This is a genomic window from Bartonella sp. CL162QHHD, from assembly GCF_042195435.1.
Lineage (GTDB): Bacteria > Pseudomonadota > Alphaproteobacteria > Rhizobiales > Rhizobiaceae > Bartonella.
Genome location: NZ_JBHIOG010000044.1, coordinates 19733 through 41996, shown reverse-complemented (window position 1 = coordinate 41996; position 22264 = coordinate 19733). Strand labels below are relative to the sequence as shown.

Below are 22264 nucleotides of genomic sequence, written 5' to 3'. Positions count from 1 at the left end.
TCTTTACAAAAACTCTTAAAAATGAGAGAATAATTAACTGACAAATATAAAGGTATAGATATGATAGAAAAGAAAATTCAACCACTGAAGGGTTCTCTGGTTAAAACAGTTATATTAGCATTTACACTCTTAACCACATCGTTGACTGTACGTGCTTATGCTGAAGAAAATAAAATGAAAAATGCAACAATTACAGTGACAGCAATCGGAGAAAGTCAAGCCGCACCGGATATGGCAATTATTAATCTAGCCGTTGTTACCTATGATAAAACTGCCCAAAAGGCATTAGCTTCCAATAATCAATCCATCAATGATATTATAAAAGCTTTTAAAAACAATGGTATCCAAGCAAATGATTTGCAAACATCAGGCTTATCCATTTATCAGTCAACCTCTGATAAACAGCACGAAAAAAAGAATAATGAAAAACTCTATCATGTTTCAAATTCTTTAACCGTACGCATTCGTGATCTTACCAATGCTGGTAAAATCTTTGATCAAGCGATGTCACTAGGTGTTAATTCAGTTAACGGCATTACTTTTACCAACGCAGATACAAAGCCATTTTATCAAGAAGCACGTAAAAAAGCCATTACTGAAGCCATTGAAAAAGCGCAAACGATAGCGCAAGCGGCCGATTTAAAATTAGGAAAAATTATTGAAATCAATGAAAAGGATGATTACTATCACCCAACACCACGTCTCATGAGTAGAGCAGCAGATGTAAGCTACGCAAATACAAATTTTGCTGGTGGTGAGTTAAATTATAACGTGAGCGTCACTGTAGTCTTTGCGATCGATTAAGTCACAAACAGTTGTATAAAAATTACATTACTGGCCTTCACGTAGAAGACCAGTAATGTGATAAAGATATTCTTCCTCAGATAATAATTCGTCTTCGTAAACCTCTATTTGTCCGCGTGCAGAAATACGCGCTGTATGTACCGTCTGACAATCTCCTGATACTAATGGATGCCACCAATGAAGATCTTTTCCCTCATAAATTAATCTATAAGCACAACTTTCTGGAAGCCAACGCGCTGTTTTAACTGTCGTAATGTCTAGCGACATACAATCTGGTACAATTGATTTACGATGAGCATAATCTCGACACCTGCAAGTTTCCCCATCTAAAAGACGACAAGCAATACTGGTTGCATAAAGGTCACCCGTATCGTCGTCCTCAACTTTATGGAGACAACAACGGCCACAGCCATCACAAAGGCTCTCCCACTCAGAAATGGAAATCTCTTCTAATTTTTTTACTTTCCAAAAGGGGAGTTCTCCACTCATAAACTCAGACACACCTTTTTTAATTAAGACGATCTATAAAAATAAAACGTTTAATTTCTATAATTTCATCTATTTCTGTCTCTTAAAAAGATTCAACTCAATGTATACTTTAAACCATGTTCTTAAAATCTATCTGAATAAAAAGAGAATATTCAAAAAATAGCGCATATAAATGAACATAACCTATTGAAAAATCTCTTTATAAACTGACAAAGAATAAAATGCGTCACCTAAAATGATAGAAAAATCCCGCAAAAGAATACACATTTTTCATCAAAAAGTCCGTATGTTGCAATATAAGTTTATTCCTAATAGATCCCATTTCTTAAAAAACGAGCTGCGCTATACGCAAAGTAATGTTTTTATCGTTCATTTCTTGAAAGCCCCCCTACTCTCTACTCCATAAACACCCTTTGCCCTATATCTATTCTTTTGAGACAGAGAAGTATAAAGCCCCAAAGCTAAGAAAAACATTAAACATCGCAAACTTTCTAGATTATTCAAATTCTTCCCATGTTTTTCTCAAGAAAGTATCCAAGTACAACATGACGCACCTCCCCCCCTTCATTAAGAAGAAAGAGGAAGTTATTAAAATGCACAAGAATTCCTTTATTTAAGAATCGAGAAAACTGCGCAATTTTCGTGAACGGCTAGGATGTTTCAATTTACGAAGTGCCTTTGCTTCAATCTGACGAATACGCTCTCTTGTAACTGAAAATTGTTGTCCTACTTCTTCCAACGTGTGATCTGTATTCATCCCTATTCCAAAACGCATCCGCAAAACACGTTCTTCCCGCGGTGTTAATGAAGCAAGAACGCGTGTTGTCGTATCTCGCAGATTAGCTTGGATAGCTGCATCAATTGGTAATAACGCATTCCTATCCTCAATAAAATCACCCAAATGGGAATCATCTTCATCACCAACAGGCGTTTCGAGAGAAATAGGTTCTTTTGCAATTTTAAGAACTTTTCGTACTTTTTCTAACGGCATAGAAAGCTTGCTAGATAATTCTTCTGGTGTTGGTTCTCGTCCAATTTCATGGAGAATCTGACGCGAGGTACGAACGATTTTATTAATTGTTTCAATCATATGAACAGGGATACGAATTGTACGTGCCTGATCTGCAATTGAACGTGTAATAGCCTGACGAATCCACCATGTTGCATAAGTTGAAAACTTGTAGCCGCGCCGATATTCAAACTTATCCACAGCCTTCATCAAACCGATATTGCCTTCTTGAATAAGATCAAGAAACTGCAAACCACGATTAGTGTATTTTTTTGCAATTGAAATAACAAGACGCAAATTAGATTCTACCATCTCTTTTTTCGCAATAGTTGATTCGCGTTCACCTTTCTGCACCTGCATAACAATCCGACGAAATTCACCAATCGAAATAGCCGTTTCTTGCGCAAGATTTTGTATCTCACTTCGCAGTTTTTGGATTTCTTTTGCTTCACGCACCGAAAACTCTTTCCAACCAGGTGTAGGCAAAGCAGCAATATAATTCATCCAATCTGCGTCCAATTCACGCCCTTGGTATTCTTTTAAAAAGTCCTCATGGCCAATGCCATAGCTATTGGCAATCCGTTTCAGCTTACCTTCATTATGAATCAATCTCTTATTGATGTCATAAAGCTGTTCAACCAAAGCTTCAATACGATTTTGGTTTAAAGAAAGAGATTTTACTGCTTGAATCAACTCACCCTTTAATTGAATATATTTCTTCTTCTGAGAAGAAGTAAGGGCCCCCTCTTTACGCTCTGCCAAACTGCTTTCAACATGCTGATCTTGTAATTTTCGTAATTTCACATAGGTTTGAGCAATAAAATCCAATGTTTCCATAACTTGAGGACAAAGCTCATTTTCCATTGCAGCAAGCGATAAGTTAACATCGTCATCGTCTTCTTCATCATCGTCTTCAATATTTCTCTCTCCTGCGCTCTCCCCCATATTACGTATACCAGAAGACATTTTTTCTTCTACCGTCTTATCAACTTCACTTCGCTCAATAATAGGAGCCTGCTTTGCTTCTGGACCAGCATAAGTCGTTTCAAGATCAATAATTTCACGAAGAAGAATACGCTGCTCTTTTAACTCGTCACGCCAGATAATAAGAGCCTGAAAAGTCAAAGGACTCTCACAAAGTCCCGCAATCATTGTCTCACGCCCTGCTTCAATACGCTTAGCAATGGCAATTTCGCCTTCCCGCGAAAGAAGCTCAACAGCTCCCATCTCACGCAAATACATACGCACCGGATCATCCGTACGATCTGTTACTTCGCGTTTATTCGTTGTCGTTGCAATTGCGTGGCTAGAGGCTTCTACTAAATCACCACCCTCTACCGTAACTTCTTCTTCATAATTTTCAGACTCAACTTCATCCTCATCATCCACAACATTAACCCCCATCTCAGAGAACATCGCCAAGATATCTTCAATTTGTTCGGATGTAACCTCGTCAGAAGGAAGAACTGCATTGAGTTCATCCATTGTTACGTAACCATTTTTTTTGGCAAGCTTAATCATTTTCTTGATGGCATCATCAGAAAAATCAAGAAGAGGACTATCCAAACTCGCTTGGCTTGTTACTTCTGCATTATCTTTCTGTTTAACCTTTGTTGCCATACCATAACTCCACTCGATCACTTCACAGTTTCCATGTAACCATAGTTTCCATGTGACCAGTTTGTTTGTTCTCACTAAAATCTACCAATAGTTACTCATATATACTTCCTTTTAAGAGATTACTATTGGAAAGAATACATTTTGTATATGCCCTGACATCCAGACAAACTCGACATCCAGACAAAAACGCGGGAAAACTCCAGAAGTTTCCCCGACACCTCTCAGCCCTTCTGAGATAATCTCTGTACCCTATCGTAAGAACCAATTTCCCGCTTTTCCTAAAATTTACCCGCTTTTTCTAAAATTTAATTGTCATCTTTATAAAAATGTCACTCCACATAAAGTTCCTCATCTAAAATTTAAGTGACTGATTCGCATTAAAAAAGCGAATCATTTTATCGTATCTTGTGTATTCCCGTCTATTTTTTCATCCAACCAACTTCCAAACCCTTCAATTAACGCTTCTGTTGCCTGCATCTGCTCCAGCTCATTTTTTACCTCACGAAGCAGATCAAAAACCTCACTCTTAGGATTTTCTACAAGTTGCTCTTCAATATCCTGTAATCTCTTATGTAGGTGGTGTTCTTGAAGATGCAAGTAGACAGCTTGTTTTAATATAGCACGTGCATCTTCTATAGGGGCTCCACCAAGGATAATACGCATACCAATATTTTGCACAAGATGTTTCATACGCTCTAACAGAGCTTTTTGTTCTCTTTTCTCTAAGAATGCAACCATCGTCTCTTTATCATGAAGCTGTTGGTCCCCAAGAATTTCCAACATAGCTTGATGAAGAGTTATCAATTGAGTATTTTTTAATTCTAACTCAGAAAGAATTTCAAAATTTTCATACCACAACTCAGGATAGTAAGCTAAAGTGAGTAAAATCACTGCTTCACGCAAAGGAATAGATTGCGAAGAATTTCGTACTATTTCAGAATTTGCTAACAGAGAAAAGGTTTGATCTTTAAAGGTCCTATTTGGTGAAGATTGATCATATCGCCCTCCCCCCTTTTTTTTCGAAAAAGAGGGACGAAAAAAATCAAAAAGGCGTTTTTTTACATCTTGCAAATAATAACGGCGGACATCTTCATCCTTAATCGTAAAAATTTGTTGTTTCAGTTGTTTTTCTAGCGCTGCTCGTGTCTCTGGAATTTCAAAATGCTTTCCATAGGTAGCTCGCCACCATAAAAGCTCACTCAAAGGAATTGCCTTTTGCAAAAAAGAAGAAAAAAGCTGTGCTCCACCAGCACAAACAATTTCATCAGGATCTTTCCCTTGTGGCAACAAAACAAAGCGTACACAAACCCCAGCCTTTAAAAGAGGCAACACACGATCAGCAACACGAAAAGCAGCTTTTAAACCAGCATCATCACCATCAAAACACAAAATGGGCTCCTTCCCCATCTGCCATAAAAGCTCAATTTGCGCTTCCGTTAATGCTGTCCCTAAGGGCGCTACGACTCCTTCAAAACCAGCTTTAGTCAATGCAATGACATCCATATACCCCTCAACAACAAGAAGTGAATGAATTTTTTCATCGCCAACAAAGCGACTATTTTTGCGAGCTGCTGCCGCGTTATAAAGTATATTTCCTTTATGAAACAGCACTGTTTCAGGGCTATTGAGATATTTTGCTCGTGTCTCTTTCTCTAATGCACGCCCTCCGAAAGCCACCACACGTCCGCGCAAATCTTCGATAGGAAACATAATGCGATTTCTAAATCGGTCATAAGAATCCGCGCTCTCCTCATGCACTGAGAGAAGCCCACATTCTTCCATTTGCTTTATTGAAATGCCCCGTGCACTCAAAGCTTCTTTCAAAGCTGTACGCCTTACCGGTGCAAAACCAATGCGGAAACGCTCTACAAGCTCTGGTGTAACACCACGTGCATCCAGATAACGACGTGCTTGCGTACCTTCTTTATCGCGTAAATTATATTGGAAAAAATCTGTAGCAATTTTCATCACATCATAAAGGTCAGCTTTTTCCAGTTGACGTTTATGACTCTGTGAATCCAAAATAGGGAGTTTTATTCCCGCAAAATCAGCCAAACGCTCTACACTTTCTGAAAAGTGCAATCCATCAAGCTCACACAAAAAGGTAAAAATATCTCCACTTACACCACAACCAAAACAATAATAGCGCCCTTTATGATCATCACAATGAAAACTTGGCGTTTTTTCACCATGAAATGGACAGCAACACCAAAAGTCTCCCCGTGAAGGCTTACTTTTTCGAGGATCAAAATCCACCCGTTGCCCAATCACTGTTGAAATTGGGAGTCTCGTACGCAGTTCATTAAGGAAATCGGGCGGAAAACGCATTATCTCTCACAGAGTTTGAAAATTCTTTTTTGCATATTTAACGACTTTAGAGCATAATTCCAATACTTCCTCTTAAGCAGTTGTAAAATTTTAAACCCTCAACTGCATATATTTTTAGAAATGGAGAATAAAAAAGTGATCGAATTTATTGTTCAATATCCGTGGTTAGAGGCTATTTCTTGGCTTATTATTCTTACTATAGCTGCCCTTTTAGTGAACTTTCTAGGACGAAAATTACTTATTCACGGAGCAAAAAAACTCTCTTCTTTTCTCCCCAAAAATACAACGATCGATATTAATAATGCTATTCAATACATGGCAAATATCACTTCAGCTTTTATTCTTTCAATTGGTGTTAATTTTATTCCAACATTGCCCGATGCATTTAGCACTGTCATCGGTAATGTTGCCAACGCCTTCATTATCTTTTTTGTTGTCCTGACAATTTCTTCCTGTCTCAATGTCATTAACATCCTTTACGAACAACGACCAACAGCACGACTAAAACCAATAAAAGGTTATATTCAAATTGCTAAAATTGCACTTTTTGCTGTTGCAACAATTTTAATGGTTGCTACATTGATTGACCGCTCCCCTCTTATTCTCTTCTCCGGTCTTGGTGCAATGGCCGCGGTTCTCATGTTAATTTTTCAAGATACGCTCCTTTCTCTCGTTGCCGGTATTCAAATTTCATCCACTGATATGGTTCGCGTTGGAGATTGGATTGAAATCCCCAATCTCGGTGCCGATGGTGATGTTATTGAAATTGCCTTGCATACTGTTAAAGTTCAAAATTTCGACAACACCATCACCTCAGTTCCTATCCGTAAACTTGTGACCGACCCTTTTAAAAATTGGCGTGGCATGCAAGAATCAGGTGGCAGACGCATCAAACGCTCCCTTTTTATTGATCAATCAAGTATCCATTTTCTCACAGAAGAAGAACAAAAATATCTTTCTCGATTTAATTTATTAGAAAATTATTTCACGCAAAAAGTAGCAGAAATTGATCAATGGAATGCTCAATTAGATAAAAATCATGATGTCTTAGCCAACACGCGCCGTTTAACCAACATTGGAACTTTTCGTGCTTATGTTTTTGCTTATCTACAACAGCATCTAAATATCAACCCTAATATGACCTATATGGCAAGGCAATTACCTCCTACAGAAAATGGTTTACCCTTAGAAATCTATTGCTTTACGAACACCACCGTTTGGATAGACTATGAACAAATTCAAGGCGATATTTTTGATCACCTTTATTCTATTCTGCCCTGTTTTGGTCTAAAGGTTTTTCAAAATCCAAGCGGTTATGATTTTAATCAAGTATTAAAAGCAAAAGTGAAATAAAAACAATAAACTTCAATTTATTAATTTTGAAGTAACCACATTCACAACAACAAAGAAAGAATAAAGTATCATGAATGGTTCATTGGTACTCCTTCATCTTGCCGGCGCTATTTCTTTACTTCTCTGGGCCACACGCATGGTGCGCACAGGAATTGAACGCGCCTATGGTGACAGACTTAAATATAAAATGTGCCACGTCATTTCAAAACCATTGTTTGCTGTAAGTTTTGGACTTTTTACAGCAATGATTTTACAAAGCTCTACAGCAATAACGCTCCTCGTTGGTTCTTTCGTTGAATCTGGTTTTGTCTCTGGAGTAGCAGGACTTATGGCTGTACGTGGAGGAGAATTAGGGTCAGCAATCGTTGTAAAAATTCTCACCTATGACCTCACTCTTGTTGTGCCCTTGTGTCTTTTAATGGGCACTTGTATCTTCATGACAACAGAAAAACGTGAATGGCGTCAAATAGGACGTATTGTCATCGGTATTGGTCTTTTGATTTTATCTTTAGAGATGATAAGTACAGCGACAGAACCTTTACGTGAAAGCGAAATTTTGCCTAGCATCATTCGTTATCTTTCAACCGATCCTGTTTCCTCTTTTTTGTTGGCTGCTGGCTTAACCTACCTCTTACATTCATCCATCGCAGGAATCATTTTGCTGGTCAATTTTGCCAATTACGATCTTATTCATACGCAACTCTGTGTTGTCATGGTTCTTGGTGTCAACTTTGGCTCTTCTCTTATAGCACCACTTTTAACGCGCAACGCCTCTCCTAATACCCGCCTCGTTCCCTTAGGAAACTTACTCATGCGTGGGGCCGGTTCAATCCTTATACTTATCTTATTTCTCTCCTTTCACCCTCCCATCACATGGCTTGGCAATAACGCCCCTACTCAAGTAATCAACGCCCATATCATTTTTAATGTTTTCATTCTCCTTGCTGGAATACCACTTTCAAAATGGGTTTTAAAATTAACCACTCAGATCGTGAATATAAGTGCAAAAAAAATGCAAGCTAACAAAACGCTCAATTTATCCGATCAAACAGCTCTTGATGACAGTGTTCTTGAACGCCCAACTCTCGCTCTCTCAAATGTCATGCGTGAAGTCATTCATATTTGTGATCTTGTAGACATCATGCTAGAAAAAATCATGGGACTTTATGAAAATCCTGACCCCAATATTATTCGTGAACTCAACCAACTCAACACCATATTGGACAAAAAACATATCGCCATCAAACTTTATCTTGCACGATTAGCGGGACAAAAATTATCTGACGAAGAAGCTCTTCAAACGCAAGAACTTCTAGGCGCCTGTATAAAATTAGACCAAGCAGGCGATATCATTATTCATAATATGCTGATGCTGGTTAAAAAGAAACAACAAAAAGGTTTACAGTTCAGCAGCGAGGGCTGGAGTGATCTCCTTCGTTTCCACGCCATTGTACTAGCCAACGCGCATATAGCATTTAACGTTCTCGTCTCACGTGATACACATACTGCACACCTATTGGTACAAAAAAAAGATCAACTACGAAACTTAGAAAAAGAGATGAGTTTAAAACATTTTAAACGTCTGCGTGAAGGGGATCTCAAAAATGTAGAATCATCCAGTCTTCATCTCGACACTGTGCGCGACCTCAAACAAATCAACTCTCTTTTGACCTCAATGATCTACCCCATTTTAGAAGAACAGGGACTTCTTCAAAGTTCTCGTCTACGCACCCCTGCTGAAGAACAAACAGAAAAAACTTAAACTTTTCAAATAACTTGAATAAAACACACATCACATCGATTATTCAATTTTGAATATGGTCAAGATATTGATTTAATCAAAACATCTTATTATTTGACAATTTAAATGAGCTTTCTTCATCGTAAATTTCTTTCATTTAAAATCTATTCATGATGAATTGCTCAAAGTCATTTGCTTGCACATTACAAACAAAGCAGCATGTAGAATAGAACTCTTGAAGAAAGACATAAAAATGCCTAACCATCTCAAAGCCAAGACTGTTAAACACATAAAGAATAGGTCAAGAGTATGATAGTTCCAACCTAAACTCGCCTTGTAAAAAGGGGATCGCTTCACAGTAGCAGCAAAACAGAAATGCTCTATAAGGAATGCAAAACCCCACAAAAATGCAATATTTATATCAAGATCTGTAGAGGTTAAACCTATACAGCCACGCTATAACGTGTCAACAAAGCAGTTTTAATTTCAAACATCATTGATATCAATTGGCAAGCTCCAAACTTTTAAATATCCATTTTACTTATTGCTTTAATCACAGTTGTTTTTTTCAATTTAAGAGAGAGCTTTAAAAAGCTTATAAATACACTTTATGAGTTATTAAAACATTTTCACTAATATTTTCTTATTTTATTCGTATTTCTAAATTAATTAATTTGTTTATAAATTAAAATGTATTATATATTTATACTTATTAAGTATTATTATGATACAAATGTGAATATTATTTTAATATAAAGGAAAGTAATAAGTAAAATATCTAAAAGCAATATCCTTTCCACTGGGTAAAAAAGGAATAAACCTTGATTTTTACAAAGTTTACTCTAGTTACAATTTAAATTCAGGCAAAGGAGGGTATCATGGAAAATGCAAACATCGGCTGGATTGCAGCTATTGTCATTGGCGGGATTGCAGGTTGGGCTGCACAGTATATTATGAAAAGCCAAACAGGAATATTGTTAAATATTATCTTAGGGATTATTGGCGCTGCGCTAGCAAGCTTTCTTTTTAGTCTTTTAGGTGTAAGTTTTGCTGGTTGGCTTGGCTATCTTATTTCAGGTTTTATAGGAGCCTGTATTCTTATATGGATAGGACAAAAAATTCGATCATAGAGTATTTATTTTTTACACCTTTTGGAATTCAATACAAAACTAGGAAACAACTAGCAGAGTTTGAAATATTTTCTTGTAACTTGGTGTTACCAATTTTGATATGATGGTGAGATGCTTAAGCTGCGATTTTAGGCATACACCATCACCGTATTATAAAACGAAATGCAGTAAAGAACTTTATAACGCACCATTTCATACCTATATAAACTTACGCATATCAGGAGAGATATGTTGCGTTATTTTAACGAAATACGAACTGATTTTTGTACCACGTGCGCAAATCCAGCATATCTCACTGTAATAACAATTCATAAGGTTACAAAAATCACTAACGATGATTAAAAATTCTACCGTATAATGCTAATACCTATACACTCTATCAACAATACCCTTTTTACCAAGAAAACTCGAAGAGCTTTTTTGCATCTTAAGAAATAAAGAGAGACGGTAAGAACAAAATGATAAAGAATTTTTTCTAATCTATGAAAGAAAATAGTATATAAAATAAATATGAAATAATATTAATGTAACTTTATTATAGAATTACTACAAATTATGTTATGTGAAGTAATTTTTAACAATTTTAACAATATAATGTATTTTAAAGTTTTCAAAAATATATGCATTAATATAAATTTCTTGATTATAAAGAATACGATCCCCTTTACATCTCAATTCAAAAGATTTGAATACCTCTTCACTTTCTAAAGTATAAAATAAAGTTTTGTTCCTCTTAAAACTTCCTCTTTATATCATCTTGCATAGATGAATTTTTAGCTCTTCTTTATATGCGTTACAAACGAATTTTAAAGTACGAAACATTTTTCCCATTGCTCTCATGCGATAAAGAAATTTCCGTAACGCATTGTGAAAGCGCCTTGGATAAAACATAATACCTTATTTTGCTTTTTTAATGAAAATAACCCTATAATATATACTTCCCGCATATCTTCTTTTAAAGACCTTTGCAATCGACTTTCCCTTTGATATCTTCCTGTTAAAATCTTGCTGCTTTTATACTCCTTGTATTACAATAGAGCTATCTATTTAACCCAACATAACATATGGAATAAGACTTTAGCTGTGGAGTAAAACGATGTCTGATCTTGAAGATTCCATCTTACCGCCTCTAACGTGGTTCTCTGATCAAAATCCTCCAATACCAGAAAACGTTCGCGATTGGCTCATGGAATCGGGCTCGATGACGCTTCGATTAAAGAAATATTGTACCTGCCTCCAAGTTCAACCACAACGCGAATGTTTTATTACGCAAGATAAATTAACAGAAGAAGCAGAGCATCTCCCCGAAAGTGCGCGTTATTGGCTACGCGAAATCATATTAATGGGAGATAATAAACCTTGGCTCCTTGGACGCACTGTAATTCCACAAGAAACCCTCCTACACAATCAAGCCTTGATGCATTTGGGAACTGTACCTCTAGGACATTATTTATTTAACAATGACAAATTAACCCGCGATTACATTCATATTGGTCAACAAGGTGCACTATGGGCACGCCGTTCCCGTTTGCGGTTAACGGGTAAGCCATTGTTGCTAACTGAACTATTTTTAACAGATTCACCACTGTATCCCCACAAATAGAGGTTACTCATTTTATTCTGCATAATTTATAGATTTTATATAGCTTATAAGGGATTTAATCAGAGAAAAGAATTTCAAAATTATCTCAAGAACACATTAAAAACAAAGATTTCTTTTCAAAATATCCTTTTATTTCATAAACTCAGCTTAAAAAATCTCTTCCCTAGAAAAAACGTTCTAAAATTCTGATTTTCTTATCATTAAAACCAGCACTTGAATTAAAAAGATACACGCCATATTGATAAAACCATCTATATTTAAATTTCTTACCGAATAATCACTACTCTAAATATGGTAACTCTTTATCAAACAAATGCTTTGAAACAGCAAAAAAAGACAATAATACACTCCCCAAAATTGGAAATCTGTATCAATTAACTTAATCATCCTGTTTTAAAATTTTTAACAGTGCAAATAATAGATCTTTTTTAAAAAGTAAAAACTCTATAACCTTTTTGTTTTTTAATGATCTAACAGCTTTGAAGAACAGAAAAATATAATACATAAAAGAATGTTTATTGCTCTATAAGAGCCAAAAAAACTTCGTTGATTTCAAAAAAATATTTTTTTGATAATAGTATGTATATAAAAAATAAATGATATTTATCAACATCCTACTGATTTATAAAGGTGACGCACAATAAAAAATATTTTCCCATCCCCTTGAATTAACAAGATCTATTGCAATTTTTTACGAAGACTATTGCACACTTTAGAAAAATTCATTTGCCCCGCATACCGTTCCTTAAGCCATGCCATCACCTTACCTATATCGCGTAATTTTTCAGCCTTTGTTTGTGCCAAAGCTTCACAAAGAACCTGTTCTACTTCCATCTCCTTAAGTTGATAGGGAAGAAATTCACGAATAACTTCTATTTCTGCTTGTCCTCTCTCTGCCAATTCCAAGCAACCAGACTCTTTATAGGCTCGCATCAATTCTTCACGCTGTTGAAGCATTTTAGTGAAAACAGACTGTATCTGCTGATCATCCACTTCTAGCTTCCCCTCATCATAATAAAGAATATCACGATCCCTAACTGCAGCATTCATTAAACGAAGTGTAGCAAGACGCGCACTATCTTGCACTTTCAAAGCAGCCCTAAGAGCCCCATCAATCTGGTTACGCAACATAAATTTATCCAATTTTGTTCAAGAAGAATATGCCTTTTAACCAATCTTTATCCATCTTGCAATGGAAGATAAAAAAATAATTAAGGACTCGATCTTCGAAAAGCTAAAACAAGACTTTACCTCTTCATGGAATGTACTTATACTGCCTATTTCAAGCGAAACGTTACCAGAATAATATACACAGCATCTGTTAAAGGTATGATTTTTGTGTAAAGTTGGTCATTATACCTTTCAGAGAATAAATTGTGGATACATACTATGATACAAGCAACTTCACCCAGCCACCCTTGGAGTATCAAAAAACCGACAGCCCTCTTAGTCTTAGCAGATGGAACCGTTATTGAAGGCAAAGGAGCAGGTGCTACAGGTATCGCTGAAGCTGAAGTGTGTTTTAACACCGCCATCACAGGCTATGAAGAAATCCTCACCGACCCATCATACACACAACAAATCGTTAATTTTACTTTTCCTCATATAGGAAATGTAGGGGCAAATAGCGAAGATATTGAAGATCTCTCTCCTCTCAATTGTCATGGTGCTGTTGGCGCTATTTTCAAAGCAGATATTACACATCCCTCAAATTATCGATCCAATGAAAATCTTCATCAATGGCTTAAAACGCGTAAAATTATTGCACTTTGTGGTATTGATACACGTGCACTCACAATTCTTATTCGTGAAAAAGGTGCACAAAATGCTGTCATTGCACATGATGCTAATGGAAACTTTGATATTCCTTCTTTAAAGAAACGTGCGCAAAAATGGCACGGTCTCGTCAATCTTGACCTTACGAAAGACGTGACATCTCAATCATCAATGCAATGGAATGAAAAACCATGGAGTTGGAATAAAGGATACGGTACAAACAATGTGCACAATCTTCATATCATTGCAATTGACTACGGTATTAAGCGCAATATTCTTCGCCTTATGGCAACACAAAAAGCCCGCATTACTGTTGTGCCTGCCCACACAACTGCAAAAGAAATTCTGGCAATGAACCCTGATGGCATTTTTCTTTCTAATGGACCAGGAGACCCCGCAGCTACGGCTCAATATGCCATTCCAACAATTAAAACATTAATTGATCATAATTTGCCAATTTTTGGAATATGTCTTGGTCATCAACTTCTCGCTCTTACGGTTGGTGCAAAAACCGTGAAAATGCACCAAGGACATCATGGTGCCAACCACCCAGTTAAAGACCTTAACACTGGAAAAGTTGAGATTGTATCGATGAATCACGGTTTTACCGTAGATTCTTCCTCTTTACCACAACATGTTCAAGAAACACATATTTCTCTCTTTGATGGTTCAAACTGTGGTATTCGAATCATTGGAAAACCTGTTTTTTCTGTTCAATATCACCCCGAAGCTTCTCCTGGACCACAAGATAGCCACTACCTCTTTCAGCATTTTTGTGATCTCATTATGAATTATAAAAAAATATCTTAAAATAAAAAGCCTCACCTTTTAACTTCTCTCCTTTAAATTATATCATCTTCCTACGCACAATTATATTATTTTTATACCTACAACTTATTGAAGTTGTATTATTATTTATCATTCTGATAACTAAAAAGAGCGCACTGAATAGCTTAAATTTTTCTCCTTCCTCTTCTCTTAAGGTCGTATCCATCAAAATCATTGGCTTCTCCCCCCAAGCAAGGTAAGTGTATCGATAAAAACTATTTTTAAAAAGAGTAAAGTGTCTAACATTCAAAAAAGTGCCTAAACTTCAAATAAGCATTTGATTCACAATACAATTTTAAGCATTCTATTTTGCATGAGAAGCATAACTCCTCCTAAAGAATAAAAAAATTAAAGTGTGAGACAATGCAACAAATCTCTACTTTTTAAAAGATATTGCCGTAGATGGTTTTGAAAACTGTAAAGCCGAATAAAAAAGTAATAGCAAAACAGAAAACATCTTTTCAATTTTACAACTTTATATTCTTCCAAAATGAGGTTTTCTTTCGATTCCAGAAGTTATGCCAACAAATATAAGCAATATTTACTTCCAATTTGCCATATAAAATTTGGAATTGTTCATACAATACTGATACATCTAACGCAGATACGTTTTAATCTTTTGTTTTCAATATGCTGCTGCATTAGCACTGGATATTAATTTGCAAGCAATAGAAAAAATACGGACTCCCCTATACAAACAATATCACAAAATAAAAAAAATTATTTGCACTAAATGAGAAGGATATATCGATATTTTATATAACACTTTGTTAAACAAATATTACAAAAAACTTTCTGCCTATAAAATGATACATTTTGTTTATCTTGTGCATTCTTCTAGCAAAATAGTACGTACCGGCCTCTCTCAACAAATTAACGTACCCGCAAGGCAAAAATAACTGTCGCAACGACAAGAAGAAAAAAGCCTCCAACAAAAGGAGCACCTGAAAAATAAAACAGTGCATTTTTATCTGTAAAACATTCAAAAAGAAACACATAAAAAACAGAACCAAATGTTAAACTTAATGAAATAACAGATGTCATCGCTCCTTGCAGTTCTCCTTGTACATTTGTCGGTACCTGCGCTGAAGCAATCGCACGTATAGGTGCATGAACAAGATATTCAAGCATTGTACACATACAAACCATATAAACCATCCACCCCTGCGTCGCGAATGTATAGCCCAGCATAGCAACAGAGGCAAACAAAAGCCCCACTATAACAATATGCCAATCACTCCATCGTTTAGAAAAATAAGGCAAAAAGAGAGCGACTACAATAAATTGGCCTATCCCAAAAACACTATAGGAGAGTCCAATAGAAAAAGAACTCCAATCATAGCGTTCTTTTGCAATGAACGCCCAAATGCTTAACCATACAGATTCCGCAAACCAATAAAGAAAAAAGACCAATAACACCCAAAGAACCATCGGATATTGTTTCAGGTGCCAAAAAGCACCTAAGGGATTTGCCCGCTTAATATCAAAAAAGCGCCTATTCCATAAAGAAAGGGTTTCTGGAAGCATAACCCAAGAAAAAATAAAATTAATGAGTGAAAAACCAACAGCAAAATAAAACGGAATACGCGGACCAAACTGACCTAAAAAACCACCAATAAACGATCCTAAAATAAACCCCAATGCGGATGCAATGCCTAACAGACCAAAATTGCGTGTACGGGTTTTATCATCAGATATATCCGCAAGATAAGCTGTACAAGTTGCAAAACTAGCGCCACTTATCCCTGACAAAAGACGCCCGATAAATAACATAGAATAGCTCCATGCTATAGCACATATGAGATTATCAAGAGCAAAGCAGATAATAGAGAGAAGCAAAATAGGACGACGACCATAACGATCAGAGAGATTGCCAATAACAGGAGCAAACAAAAACTGCATCACTGAATAAGCTGCAAGTAATTTTCCTCTTTCTACAAAAGATGTACTGACCTCTTTTCCAGTTAATTGAGAAAAATATTCAGGCAAAACAGGACAAATGATCGCAATACAAAGAATATCTAACAATAAAGTGATGAACACTAAAATGAGCCCACGCTGAACAAATTTCGGATTGAGCATTTGGTCTTGCATAACATACACACTATTTTACGCATACAATTACTTCCCCGCTATATTTTAACTCCCTTTTCCTTTTAAAAGTATTCTATACCGTATACTTTTCACATATGAAATAATAACAAAGTAAAAATTTAAGTAAGAGTCAAGATAAAACTGTAAAATTACGTTTTAATTGGTGTATCTTTAGTTGCTATCTCATTGTCAAAGAATAAAAATTTTTTTTTGCATTACACAAACAAAATATTTGTGCGACAAACTCATGAACAAAATTTCATGAAACACAGAGTATTTCCAATAGTTTTAGAGACATTACGATGAATTTTATCAGACATCATTTTCCCCTCTCATCCCACCGTTTTCAGGAATCTCAATTCCATTGGATACGTTAGATATCCTATAGTAATTGAAACCTTTTAAAAGATAAGCTCTTAAAAAATTTTCTTACCCTCAGAATATGCTATAAAGTTAAAGCAGCAACACCAGAATAGCTTAACAACGTAAAAAGCTCATCATATTTTTAAAAATATTTATTTGACAATAATTTTGATTAAAAAATAAGTATATTATAGAGAAAAATCCTTTAATTCTATAATCTTAGAAAAGATTCATATCGTTTGCAATTTGTGTAACCTTAAAAACCATGATTTTATCTTTATATTCATTGATACTCTTAATGATTGTATGCTAGCATTAAATCTAACGATGATCATGATAAGCATTTAAAAAATAGCACTTTTAGAAATAGTTCGTCATGAATTTTTAATTCAAAATGGTGTATAAAATGCGAAAAATATCCCTATTAATTCTCATATTAATGTTGGTAACAGGATGTGATGTTCAGGATTCTGATTCACAAGAGAGTACTGTAGAAAATAAAATAAAAACACAACAAACAACCAACGTAAACCTAGATCCCTATACTCTAAATAAATTAAATGCTCTTCTCAAAAAACGTTCAGAAACAAATTATCAGGAAAAAGGGGCACTAATTGACTTTCTTTCTGAAGCTTTTTTAGGGACACCTTACCAAGCAAATATGTTACATGGCTCAGAAAATACACCAGAAAAACTGATTATTGATTTTAGAGGCTTAGATTGCTTCACTTATCTGGATTATGTTGAAGCATTGCGCAAATCAACATCCCAAACAGAATTCATAAATAACGTCATAAAAACGCGTTATATTAACGGTAATGTTCATTTTTTAAATCGGAAACATTTTTTTACGGATTGGGCTTATAGAGAATATAAACTCGCCACTGATATTACCGCTGAAATAAGTCCCCATGCGGTAAAAATAGAAAAATATCTCAATAAAAAAGCTGATGGTGGAAGCTATCTACCTGGGTTGCCAGTTGTGAAACGCACAATAACGTATATTCCAAGTAACTTTATTAATGAGGAGGTTATAGGTCGTTTACAGTCTGGTGATTTCATTGGTATTTATACGAAACTTGCTGGATTGGATGTAACACATGTGGGCTTCTTTATCATGACAGATAAAGGGCCAATGTTAAGAAATGCTTCTTCACGAAAAGAAAACGAAAAAGTCGTTGATTCTCCTTTTATGAATTATGTTGAAAAAACACCAGGAATCATTGTTTTAAGAGCTCTTGAATAACATCATAGCGATATGAAATATCTTCTCTATTCTTAAAATATATACTGTCGTTATTCAGGTAAACATCTAACTTCGTTCAAGCTATACGGATACAATATATTTGTTTACAGTTTTAAGAGAAAAAAGTCGTTTTGATCTAACTTTGTTTATAAGTATGACAAAATCATTTTTGGAGAAATTACGGATTTGTAATCACTTTTACTGGTTGAACGATAAAGACAGAAAAAACTCTATTATAGTATCACGCTTTCCTTTCATATTCTCAACCAAGAGTTATCTTTAGATTACCGCTAATCTGATCTTTACGAATATAACGCAAAAGACACAAACGAACGTTTGTAAAAATAAGTAAAAGTAAAGCCAGATATGTTTGGTGGTTGTTTCATAAAGTATTCTATAAAAATTCGATCTACCTCTCTAATTTATTGCATATAAATTTTTGACTTTATAGCTTTTTTTTCCTTATAAAGTCTTTGCTTTTTGTTATTATCTATAAATTAAAATAGCCCTGATATAGCAGCATATTATGATTAGGATGCACCAGTACTGTACGAGTCCTTGTAAAATTTTGATGCCAGATTGGAATGAAAATATGAAGGCATCAATTAAAAACCAGTTTCTATCTTTAGCATCATTCTTTAGTTCAGCTTTACAATTTTCTACAGTAACGACAATAATATCCTTTAAAGAGTAGAGTTATGAGCATGATTTTTGTTTTTTCATCTTTTAATGAGTCCCCCATCCTTCATGCAATAAAGAACACTCTAAACAGAACACATTGTATCGATAAAACAACACATTTATTAGCAACAATAATGACGATTAATCTATGATCACAAACTTTAAAACCCTATTCATAACTTTTATACAAAATTTATAATTAAATCTCATTAAACTTATTACGAAGGCTTCACTCCTCCTCGCCCTAAGAAACGAAACATCTACTCCCGACAGTCTGTAAACGATCCGTTTTCTTAAATGGATTTAAGCTGCTAACCATTTCATGAGATTCACTTACAAAAGAATACACCGGCAAGTCCTATTTTGAATATTTACTCCATACTCTAAAAACACTTAATAGATCAAATTTTATATGCCTTATCTCACCACACCTTAAATGACAGTGTTTTAACGAAATAGAATAAATCTTGCCTTAAATACTCTGTTTAACCTTGTATACTTGATTGATGCAAAAATTAAATCAACAAAAGAGCATCATTGTATTTTCGAGAGGTATGAATCACCCCATCATAAAAAAACAGTCCTCATAACATAACAGACAATTTGAAAAATCTTTTTATATAAAAGGGATCACCGTTGTACCGGGAGGCAATTTTGCCTCATCTTCAGGCTCGACATGAATAGAAATACGCACATTATCAAATTCTTTTTGAAGAACAGCTTCGATTTTATCACAAATTTTATGTGCTTCTCCTACCTGCATTATAGCAGGCACAACCAAATGAAACTCTATAAAAGTAACCCTTCCAGCAACACGCGTCCGCAAATCATGGACCTCAAGCGCACCCGATGCATTTGCAGAAATCAGCTCCCGAATCCGCATGCTTTCATTCAATTCAACGCCAACATCCATTAACCCCTGAACAGCATTTCTAATCACCTTCCAGCCCTGTAAGAGAATATTAACGGCAACGATTATCGCTAAAATTGGATCTAAAGCTCCCCATCCCCCGACAAAACCGGCAATCAAACCAATTAAAATTGCAAGCGAAGTAAAAACATCTGTTATAAAATGCACTCCATCAGCTTTAAGAGCCGGTGAGCGATGGAGTTTTCCCTGCCAAATAAGAACCATTCCCCACATACAATTTATGACAGTTGCAATAAGATGAATAACAAGCCATATTCCAGGTTTCTGCAACAATTTAACGGTAGAAAGAGCTATCCATGCTTCTCTTAAAATAACAATTGCGGCAATAATAATGAGTACCCCTTCAAGAATTGCGGAAAAATATTCCGCTTTATGATGCCCAAAGGGATGATCATGATCTGCTGGCTTCATACTCACTTTAACAGCCCACCATGCTGCCAATGACGCAAGGATATTAACAATTGATTCCAATGCATCAGAATAAAGTGCAACCGAACCTGTGATGTGATATGTCCAATATTTCAAAGCAAAAACAATACACGCAATAAAAATAGAGTATAAAGTCAAGCTTTGTATATTGATTTTTACATCCATGAACCTCATCCTTTTCTTCACGAAATAGGGAATTAATATTTTCAACCATATCATTATACTTTTGGCATAACGACGATCTTTCCTCAATATTACAGAAGCTTCATCATACAATAAACGCCTCAGCTCACCATTATTATCGTAAAAACTGCTCAGTTACACGAACAGCACCAATAAATAAAGAAGAGAGAAAATAATAGAAAAAAGAGCTTTCCCAAGAGCAATCAAACACATAACCTTCATTATTAATCGTTTTCTGAATAACTTAAAGCCATCTCACTTCTCATAAACGAAAAACTTGTTTTTGCTCAAATCTATCATGATCATGCATTATTTTTCAGTCTTATGATGTGCATTATACCCCATTTATAAGCCATCGTTGCACCTTAGAAAAAATATCTTAGCACTCTACGGTAACTTTACAGGTCAACTGGATTTTAAAATATGATTTACTAAAAAATTTAGATATAAAAAGAAGAACAATGATTACCCTCAAAAAAAAGAATCTGGGCATTGGGGACCCAGATTCTTTTCCCTTAGAAATTAAGGGCATACAGAACTTGGGAAATAGCGGGGACCCAAGACACTGCACCCGATACGAGAAAAAATATATGATTCCGTATCAGTATTTTTACATTATACCTATGGTTGCATATTGTCAATACAAATTCTACCATAAGTTTTAAAATAATGTTTTTTTATCTCTTTTTTTTAAATAAAACAAATTCTAACATCTGGAAATCATAAGAAAAAAGCACTAAAAATCTCGCATGCATTTGAATATCACAACAATCAATGAAACAGATGATCCACGCCTAAAAGCCTATCATAATATCCGTGAAAAAGATCTTGTTGGACGGCAACATCAATTTATTGCTGAAGGCAAAGTAACATTGTCCGCATTACTACATTCGAAAGAGTTTTCTGCCATCTCACTGCTCATCGTAGCAAACCGTCTCTCTGGACTTCTACCGCTTTTAGAAAAAACACAGCCTCTATGTCCCATTTATTGCGTTCCACAAAAAGTTATGGATAATATCACCGGCTTCCATGTTCATCGTGGTGTTCTGGGTATTGGTAAACGCAAAATACTGCCATCCTTACAAAGTTTTTTACAACATCTTCCAGAAAAAGCTTTGATTCTTGTTTTATGTGGTATCTCGAATCACGATAATATGGGATCAATTTTTCGTAATGCAGCAGCCTTTGCCAGTAATGGCATTATTGTCGACAAAACCTCATGCGATCCACTTTATCGCAAATCAATAAGAGTGTCTGCCGGCGCTGCTTTAAAAGTACCCTATACGCAAAACGCTGATATAGATGACATTATAGCTGCTCTAAACGATGAAAACTTTCATCTTTATGCACTCTCCCCTTCTGCCTCACACACTCTCAAGCAAGCCAACAAAACCAAAAGAATAGCACTTATTTTTGGAACAGAAGGCGATGGCTTACCACCCCATATACTACAACAATCAAACACCTTACGTATTCCCATGACTGACGGTTTTGACAGCCTTAATGTTGCCACAGCCTCAGGTATTGCACTTGCTCATTTTACCAACTTTGACCACTAAAGATGATAACACTTCAAGTTATAAAACATACCCAATGTTGTATGTTATCTACCAGTCTCCAATAATATTGCCGTTCCCTAGCCTTTGAAAGCATTGA

General features: G+C 35.5%; 14 protein-coding genes. 8 read left to right on the top strand and 6 right to left on the bottom strand.

The annotated features are described in order from the left end of the window. Positions 1-60: 60 nt before the first annotated feature. On the top strand, positions 61-804 hold the full coding sequence (locus ACFILD_RS03670) for an SIMPL domain-containing protein (RefSeq protein WP_273790802.1): 744 nt from the start codon (positions 61-63) through the stop codon (positions 802-804). A gap of 27 nt (positions 805-831) precedes the next feature. Here ACFILD_RS03670 and ACFILD_RS03665 read toward each other — a convergent pair whose 3' ends face one another. From ACFILD_RS03665 to dnaG, 3 genes are all read right to left on the bottom strand, one after another. Next, on the bottom strand, positions 832-1293 hold the full coding sequence (locus tag ACFILD_RS03665; RefSeq protein ID WP_273790803.1) for a YcgN family cysteine cluster protein: 462 nt from the start codon (positions 1291-1293) through the stop codon (positions 832-834). A gap of 613 nt (positions 1294-1906) precedes the next feature. Continuing rightward, a complete protein-coding gene (gene rpoD, locus ACFILD_RS03660; RefSeq protein WP_273790804.1) occupies positions 1907-3922 on the bottom strand; it encodes an RNA polymerase sigma factor RpoD in 2016 nt (671 codons plus the stop codon). Between the two features lie 390 nt (positions 3923-4312). Next, positions 4313-6250 (bottom strand): DNA primase, encoded by a 1938-nt coding sequence (gene dnaG / locus ACFILD_RS03655; protein ID WP_375631189.1) that lies wholly within the window; start codon positions 6248-6250, stop codon positions 4313-4315. Positions 6251-6385: 135 nt separating this feature from the next. On the opposite strand from dnaG, the gene ACFILD_RS03650 reads away from it, so the two are divergent. The 4 genes from ACFILD_RS03650 (at position 6386) to ubiC (ending at position 12077) form a co-directional block, all read left to right on the top strand. Beyond that, positions 6386-7603, top strand: coding sequence for a mechanosensitive ion channel family protein (locus ACFILD_RS03650; protein ID WP_375631190.1), 1218 nt, complete (start codon positions 6386-6388; stop codon positions 7601-7603). A gap of 70 nt (positions 7604-7673) precedes the next feature. Then, positions 7674-9365 (top strand): Na/Pi cotransporter family protein, encoded by a 1692-nt coding sequence (locus ACFILD_RS03645; RefSeq protein ID WP_375664781.1) that lies wholly within the window; start codon positions 7674-7676, stop codon positions 9363-9365. Positions 9366-10222: 857 nt separating this feature from the next. Then, complete coding sequence (locus ACFILD_RS03640; protein WP_273790808.1) at positions 10223-10474, top strand: GlsB/YeaQ/YmgE family stress response membrane protein; 252 nt, start codon at positions 10223-10225, stop codon at positions 10472-10474. A gap of 1096 nt (positions 10475-11570) precedes the next feature. After that, a complete protein-coding gene (gene ubiC, locus ACFILD_RS03635) occupies positions 11571-12077 on the top strand; it encodes a chorismate lyase (protein ID WP_375621383.1) in 507 nt (168 codons plus the stop codon). Between the two features lie 678 nt (positions 12078-12755). Here ubiC and ACFILD_RS03630 read toward each other — a convergent pair. Then, positions 12756-13208, bottom strand: a complete 453-nt coding sequence (locus tag ACFILD_RS03630) for a GatB/YqeY domain-containing protein (RefSeq protein ID WP_273790810.1) — start codon at positions 13206-13208, stop codon at positions 12756-12758. Between the two features lie 258 nt (positions 13209-13466). On the opposite strand from ACFILD_RS03630, the gene carA reads away from it, so the two are divergent. After that, positions 13467-14663: a glutamine-hydrolyzing carbamoyl-phosphate synthase small subunit gene (gene carA, locus ACFILD_RS03625; protein ID WP_375664780.1), complete on the top strand. Its 1197-nt coding sequence runs from the start codon at positions 13467-13469 to the stop codon at positions 14661-14663. Between the two features lie 891 nt (positions 14664-15554). Here carA and ACFILD_RS03620 read toward each other — a convergent pair. Beyond that, positions 15555-16775, bottom strand: coding sequence for an MFS transporter (locus ACFILD_RS03620; protein ID WP_273790812.1), 1221 nt, complete (start codon positions 16773-16775; stop codon positions 15555-15557). Positions 16776-17544: 769 nt separating this feature from the next. Between ACFILD_RS03620 and ACFILD_RS03615 the strand changes: the two genes are divergently transcribed. Beyond that, a complete protein-coding gene (locus ACFILD_RS03615) occupies positions 17545-18384 on the top strand; it encodes a DUF1460 domain-containing protein (protein WP_375623436.1) in 840 nt (279 codons plus the stop codon). A 1297-nt stretch (positions 18385-19681) separates the two neighbouring features. Here the strand turns inward: ACFILD_RS03615 and ACFILD_RS03610 are convergent. Further along, positions 19682-20590, bottom strand: coding sequence for a cation diffusion facilitator family transporter (locus ACFILD_RS03610; RefSeq protein WP_273790814.1), 909 nt, complete (start codon positions 20588-20590; stop codon positions 19682-19684). A gap of 767 nt (positions 20591-21357) precedes the next feature. Here ACFILD_RS03610 and ACFILD_RS03605 point away from each other — a divergent pair. After that, a complete protein-coding gene (locus ACFILD_RS03605) occupies positions 21358-22167 on the top strand; it encodes an RNA methyltransferase (RefSeq protein WP_273790815.1) in 810 nt (269 codons plus the stop codon). The last annotated feature ends 97 nt before the right edge of the window (positions 22168-22264 follow it).